The organism is Xanthomonas pisi DSM 18956 (assembly GCF_001010415.1).
GTDB lineage: Bacteria > Pseudomonadota > Gammaproteobacteria > Xanthomonadales > Xanthomonadaceae > Xanthomonas > Xanthomonas pisi.
Genome location: NZ_JPLE01000061.1, coordinates 52,839 through 59,115, shown reverse-complemented (window position 1 = coordinate 59,115; position 6,277 = coordinate 52,839). Strand labels below are relative to the sequence as shown.

Here is a 6,277-nt window from a genome sequence, read left to right as displayed (position 1 = left end):
GCGCACGCCTTGTCTCGACGCGCTTCGACGCGCTACAGGAGGCTTCGCACTCACCTCAAAGGACATAACACGCTCTAGACAAAAGAGGCCGCCCGAAGGCGGCCTCGCTTCTACTCAGCGGGGGAGAGAGACCGCTGTCAGAAGAACATCCGCACGCCGAACGAGGCGCTGCGGCCAGGCAACATCACATCGTCCTTGAGGAATGAGGTATGCACGCGTGCGTCCTGATTGGTCAGGTTGTTGCCGTCCAGAAACACTTCCCACGCATTGCTGCCGCGGTCCACGTGGTACGCCAGATGTGCATCCACGAAGGTGTAGCCATCGGTCGCGGTTTCGTTCACCGCCACCTTGTCCTGCTTCATGGTGCGGGTGGCGCCGATCGAGGCGCGCCATGCATCGGCATTCCAGCGCATCTGCGCACCGAAGCGGCCCGGCGCGATGCGCGGCAGATTGCCGCCATCCTTCAGGCGTGCACGCACGGTATCGCCGAACACGCGCAGGTCCCATGCGCCGGTGTCGTTGTTGGCCAGGTGGAAGGTCGCTTCGCCTTCGAAGCCGTGGAAGACGGCATCGGCCTGCGTCCACTGACGGATCGGCAGGAAGTCGTTGTCTTCTTCGTTGAACCATTGATTGCCGGTGTCGACGATGTAGACGAAGTCGTTGTAGCGGTTGTAGTACGCCGCCACCTTGGCATCCACCCATTCGTTCTGGAAGTTGAGTCCCAGCTCGGCCTGATTGGCTTTTTCGGTCTTCAGATCCGCATCGCCGATCTCATAGGCGAGGGTGGCGATATGCGGGCCGTCGGCGAACAGTTCTTCTTCGGCCGGTGCGCGCTCGGCGTGGTCCAGGTTGGCGGTCAGGCGCCACTGTTCGTTGAAGCGGAAACCGGCGCTGGCCGAGAAACTGGTCGGGGTGAAGTCGCGGTCCACGCCGATGTCGGTCTGGTACTTGACCTTGTCCACGCGTGCGCCGATTTCGGCGGTGACGCGTTCCCAGCTGTTGCGCGCCACGGCGAATGCGCCGAGCGAACGCGTATCGGTCTTGGGCACGAAGGATTCTTCGCCCACCGCCTGGAACGTGGTATCGCTGCCCTGCAGGCCGAACGCGGTCTGCCAGCCGCCGCCGAAGGTAAACGAGGCTTCCACGCGGCCTTCGTTGGCGCGCTTGGTGAACACGGTGCCGACGTCGGCGCCTTCGAATTCGGTATGCGCATAATCGGTATGGCCGAAGCTGTAGCGCAGCGCGCTGCCTTCGCCCCACGGGTCGGTCAGCCCGCCCTTGAGGTCGTAGCGGTCCTGCTGCAGCTTCAACGACACGCCGCGCTCGCCGATGGACGGGTCGCCCGGCTCGCCGGGGTTGCCGTAGTTGTCGCGAAAGCGCGATGCCGACAGGCCGACAAAGCCCCAGTCGCCGGACAGCGAGGCGCCGATCGAGCCCACCTTGGAATCGATCCAGCTGTTGAGCTGGCGCCCCTGCGGGGTGTCGTAGTCGTTCTGGTTGCGGTACACGCCGTCGGCATGGATCGACAGGCCGCTGCCGTTGCCGGCGTCGACGCGGAACATGTCGGTGTTGCCGTCCTTGTCGCCTCCGTCAAAACGCACTTCGGCGCGGCCGCTGAAACCGTCCACCGGGGTTTCGGCGATGCGCCCGTCGACCACGTTGACCACGCCGCCGATCGCGCCGGAGCCGTACAGCAGCGTGGACGGGCCCTTCAATACTTCGATCTGGTTGGCCAGAAACGGCTCGATGGCCGGCGAATGGTCCTGGCTGACGGTGGACACGTCCTGGGTGGACAGGCCATCGCGCAGCACCGCCACGCGCGGGCCATCCAGGCCGCGGATGATCGGCCGGCCCACGCCGGGGCCGAAGTTGGAGCTCTGCACGCCCGGCAGGCTGGCCACGGTTTCGCCCAGACTCGAACTGCGCACCTCATCCAGACGCTCGCCGGCCAGCACCTCGACCGGGCGGCTCAACTCGCCTGCCGCGTCGCGCAGCGGGCTGGCGGTGACCACCACCTTGTCCAGATCCTTGATATGCCGACCGCTGGAATGGGTGGCGTCGTGCCGGGTGTCCGATGGCGGCGGCGTCTGCGGGTCGGCAACCTCTGGCGTGTCTTCGGCCAGGGCCAGGGCAGGAGTCAGCAGACTGGCCAGTGCCAGCGAGAGGGCGGAGCGGCGCAGCGAGGGGATGAGCGTGGGGGCCATGTGGATCGGACTCTCTAATTGTTACTGTATATCAATGGAATGGCGCAGCTTGCCTGCTGTGCCGACGGCAAGGCCCGTCCTGTGCGATGCAGTGGTGCGGGCCTGGAACAAGCAAGATGTTATATTATTCCACGTCGCCGCGAGCACCTGCTGGAAGTCATGCCTCTGCCCACACTCCGCCATCTGCTGGACCGCTTCGGTGCGACCGGGTCGCTGCTATGCGCCGTGCACTGTGCGGTGCTGCCGCTGGTGCTGGCCCTGGCGCCGTCGCTTGGGTTGTCGTTCTGGCTGGGCGACGGGGTCGAACTGGCGATCGTGGTGTTCGTGACCCTGCTTGGGCTTTTCAGCCTGGTCCTGGGATATCGCCGACACAAGGCGCTGCATGCGCTGGCGTTGCTGCTGCCGGGCCTGGCGCTGTTGTGGCTGGGCCTGTTGTATGACCCGTTGCACCATTCGGTGGTGCCGCACGCGGTGGTGATGACGCTGGGCGGAGCCCTGGTCGGCATCGCCCATCTGGTCAATCTGCGGCTCAATCATGGGCATGCGCACGTGCACGACGCGAGCTGCGCGCACTGACGATGCGCCGACATCCGACTGCGCGATGGCTGCGGTCGGCGCGTGGGACGCTTTTTATCAGGCCGCGACTGGGTGGGCGCCGGGAGGAGACAACCAAGCACGCATCGAGGAATGGGCCTGGTCCAGGACTGGCTGGTCACCGCCTTGCCGGCCCCGCGGCTGCGCGGCCCCTGGCCGACGTGGTAGGCTTGCCGGCCTTGCGCGAGGGCGCCGCCGGTGCAAACCTCGCCAGACCCGTGCCAGCACGGGGATTTGTATTCACATTCAGGAGTCGACGAAATGGGTAAGGGTGACCGTAAGACCGCCAAGGGCAAGCGCTACAACGCCAGCTACGGCAATTCGCGTTCGCACGCGGTGAGCAAGGTTGTCGTGGGTGCAGCTGCCCCGGTTGCCAAGAAGGGCGTGGTCAAGGCGCCGGCCAAGAAGGCTGTCGCCAAGAAGACCGTCGCCAAGGCCAGCTGATCCCGGCCCGCTTTGCGATCTGAAAACGCGGCGCTTGCGCCGCGTTTTTTTATGTCCGGCGCCTGTTTATGTGCGCACCCAGCGCTGCCCGGACGGCATGCTCAAGGCTCCGGGCAGAGCGTCGTGGCAGGAAGGCTGCTTTTCCCGGCTGCCTTCGCAACGGCACGGCGCGGCTTGCGCGTTTTTTGATGTCCGCCGTCAGGCGATCAACGTCGGTGCGCGCGGCCGGTCAATAGACAACACAGCAGCGAATCGGCGCTCTCTTCAGCGTGCGCCGCTGCGCACGCGGGGCCGGCCATCTGCATCGTTCAGTGAGGCGGCGCGGCAGGCGTCGGTTTGGCGCCACCACCAGCAGGGGCCAGCAACTGCTCGGCCAGGCCGCGGTAGATCGGCGTCTTGCACACCAGCCCGGACACCGCACGCGCGATCAACACGGTGGCCAGGATCGGCAGCAGCATCTGGCCGGTGTCGGTGAGTTCCAGCGAAATCACCGCCGAGGTCAGCGGTGCCTGCGTGACACCGGTCAGGTAGGCGCACATGCCCAGCAGCACGAAGGTGCGCGGGTCCACGCTCGGCATCAGCACCGACAGGTTATGGCCGATGCCGGCACCCACTGCCAGGGCGGGCGAGAACAGGCCGCCCGGGATGCCGGCCAGGTACGAGACCAGGTTGGCGATGAGCTTCATCAGGCCGAACTCATGGCCGACCACGGCATGCCCCTGCACCAGGCTGCGCGCCTGCTCGTAGCCGGTGCCGAAGGCGCCTTGCCCGAACAGCAGTGCCAGCCCGACCAGCGCCACGCCGCACAAGGCCGCCAGCAGCACCGGGTGGCGCTGGCGCAGTGCGCCCAGCCAGCGCGGTTTGCCGCTGACGCTGGCCAGCACCAGCCGCGCGAAGACCCCGCCGAGCAGCCCGGCCACGCTGCCGCACAGCGCGATCGCCAGCCAGGCCTGGCCCAATGGCAAGGCCACCGCCACCTTGCCGAAGTAGGTGTAGTTGCCCAGCAACCCCAGCGACACCACGCCGCCGACGATCACTGCCGTGAGCAAGGTGCCGGAGAAGCGGTGCTCGAAGCGACCGCTCAGTTCTTCGATCGCAAAGACCACGCCGGCGAGCGGAGTATTGAATGCCGCTGCGATACCGGCCGCGCCGCCGGCAAGCAGGAAATGCGAAAGCTCGCGCGGATCGTGAAAGCCGAACCAGCGCCCGAACACATGCATCAGGCTGGCGCCCACATGCACGGTCGGTCCTTCGCGCCCGACCGATGCGCCACCGAGCAGCGACAGCGTGGTCAACGCAAGCTTGCGCAGCGACACGCGCAGCGACAGGTTGGTGTCGCGAAACGCCGGGTCGGGATGCTCCAGTGCGGCGATGACCTGCGGAATACCGCTACCGCGGGTCGGCCGCATCGCCCCTGAGGTCAGCCAGGCGAGCAGGGCGAAGATGCCCGGCGTCAGCAGCAGCGCCCACCAGATCGAATGCGCGGTGATGCGTTGAAACAACTGGAAGGCAGCATCGCTGGCCTTGGCGAACACGATGGCGACCAGGGCCACCGCAATGGCGCCGCCCCAGAGTGCGGCGCGACGACGCCAGCCTTCGCTGGACAACAGCGGCCGCAAGCGACGCGGCGAGGGATCAGAAGCAGACATGGCCCCATTGTCGCATCCGCGTGCTGCAGCCGGTGTGCGCAGTGCTCAGTGCGCAACGTCCGGCGGCACGCGCAATGCCGGCAGCAGAGTGGCCGGGTTGCCGTCGTTGGACGCTGCGGCGATGCCGAGCAAACGCGTCAGCAAGGCATACACATCGACGTTGTCGAACCCCGGCAAGCGCTTGCCCTGCGCCAGATCCGGGCCTTGCGCCACGAACACCGCACGCATCGAGGGCAGGGCGGGATCGAACCCGTGCGAGCCGCGCATGCCTTGCTGTGAGCGCTTGGCCAGTTTGTCGGGGAACAGTGCGTCCCAGCCTTCGTGCATCTGGCACACGATCGGCGGAATGCGCGGGTGCGTACCGTAATGCCAGCGCGCCGGCAGCGCTGCCTTGCGCCAGCAGTCGTACTGCGCATGGGGGCCGAGCAGCATCGCCTCGGCGCTGGCCTGTTGCCCGGGCTTGGGGTCGAAGCCGATCACCTGGCCGTCGGTGACCGCGGTGGCAATCGCCGGCGGCGCGATGGCTTCCACGCTGATCGCATGCCCCGGCGCCACCTCGGCCATGCCGTGGTCGGAGACCACGATGATGTTGGTGCGTGCGCGGGTCCCGTCGCGCTGCATGCCGGCCAGCAACCGGCCGATGGCGGTGTCCACTGCGCGCACGCTGTCGGCGTATTCGCGCGATTCCGGGCCGTGATCGTGTCCGGCTTCGTCCACGTGTTCGAAATACAGCGTGACCAGGCGGTTGGCGTCGGCGCCGGAGCTCTTGAGCCAGGCCCGGACGGTATCCACGCGCGCGTCCATGGCAACGCCTTCTTCGTAATGGCGCCAATGCGTGGGGCGCACGCCCTGGATGGCCGCCTCGCTGCCGGGCCACGACCAGGTGGCCGCGTGCATCCCGGCGGTTTCCACGCCCACCCAGACCGGCTGGCCGCCCCACCAGCGCGCATCGGTCACCGCGTCCTGCTTGCTCAACCAGAAATTGCCCAGCCCGGCATCGCGCATGCTGTTGTGCACGATGCCGTGGTGATCCGGGCGCAGGCCGGTGACCAGCGTGTAGTGATTGGGAAAGGTCAGCGACGGGTACGAGGGCGTCATCCAGCGCGCGCGCACGCCATCGCGTGCAAGCTGCGACAGCGTCGGCGTGATGCCGCGATCGAGCATGTCCGCGCGCAGGCCATCGATGGAAATCAGCAGCAAGGCATGCGGCGCGTCGTCGGGCGTCGCGGCGGCCGACAGGGGCGGCGATGCGCTGGGCGGCGGTGAGGCGTCACGTACGCCGGGCTGGGTGGAGCACGCCGCGAGCAGCGCGGCGGCCATCGCGGCAGACACAAGACGTCGATCGATCATGCCTCCAGTTTACGGTGCGGCAATGACGTCGCGAAG

Annotated in this window: 5 protein-coding genes; 2 read left to right on the top strand and 3 right to left on the bottom strand. The window is 67.1% G+C overall.

The genetic code is table 11. The features are described from left to right. Positions 1 to 137 precede the first annotated feature (137 nt). On the bottom strand, positions 138 to 2,204 hold the full coding sequence (locus tag Y887_RS14200) for a TonB-dependent receptor (RefSeq protein WP_046964951.1): 2,067 nt from the start codon (positions 2,202 to 2,204) through the stop codon (positions 138 to 140). 159 nt (positions 2,205 to 2,363) lie between these two features. On the opposite strand from Y887_RS14200, the gene Y887_RS14195 reads away from it, so the two are divergent. Together Y887_RS14195 and Y887_RS14190 are read left to right on the top strand one after the other, a co-directional pair. Then, positions 2,364 to 2,780: a MerC domain-containing protein gene (locus Y887_RS14195; RefSeq protein WP_046964950.1), complete on the top strand. Its 417-nt coding sequence runs from the start codon at positions 2,364 to 2,366 to the stop codon at positions 2,778 to 2,780. Between the two features lie 279 nt (positions 2,781 to 3,059). Then, on the top strand, positions 3,060 to 3,242 hold the full coding sequence (locus Y887_RS14190) for a 30S ribosomal protein THX (protein WP_003487537.1): 183 nt from the start codon (positions 3,060 to 3,062) through the stop codon (positions 3,240 to 3,242). Between the two features lie 308 nt (positions 3,243 to 3,550). Here the strand turns inward: Y887_RS14190 and Y887_RS14185 are convergent, their stop codons facing one another. Next, positions 3,551 to 4,891, bottom strand: coding sequence for a chloride channel protein (locus tag Y887_RS14185; protein WP_046964949.1), 1,341 nt, complete (start codon positions 4,889 to 4,891; stop codon positions 3,551 to 3,553). Between the two features lie 45 nt (positions 4,892 to 4,936). Next, positions 4,937 to 6,241 (bottom strand): alkaline phosphatase family protein, encoded by a 1,305-nt coding sequence (locus tag Y887_RS14180; protein WP_046964948.1) that lies wholly within the window; start codon positions 6,239 to 6,241, stop codon positions 4,937 to 4,939. Positions 6,242 to 6,277: the final 36 nt, after the last annotated feature.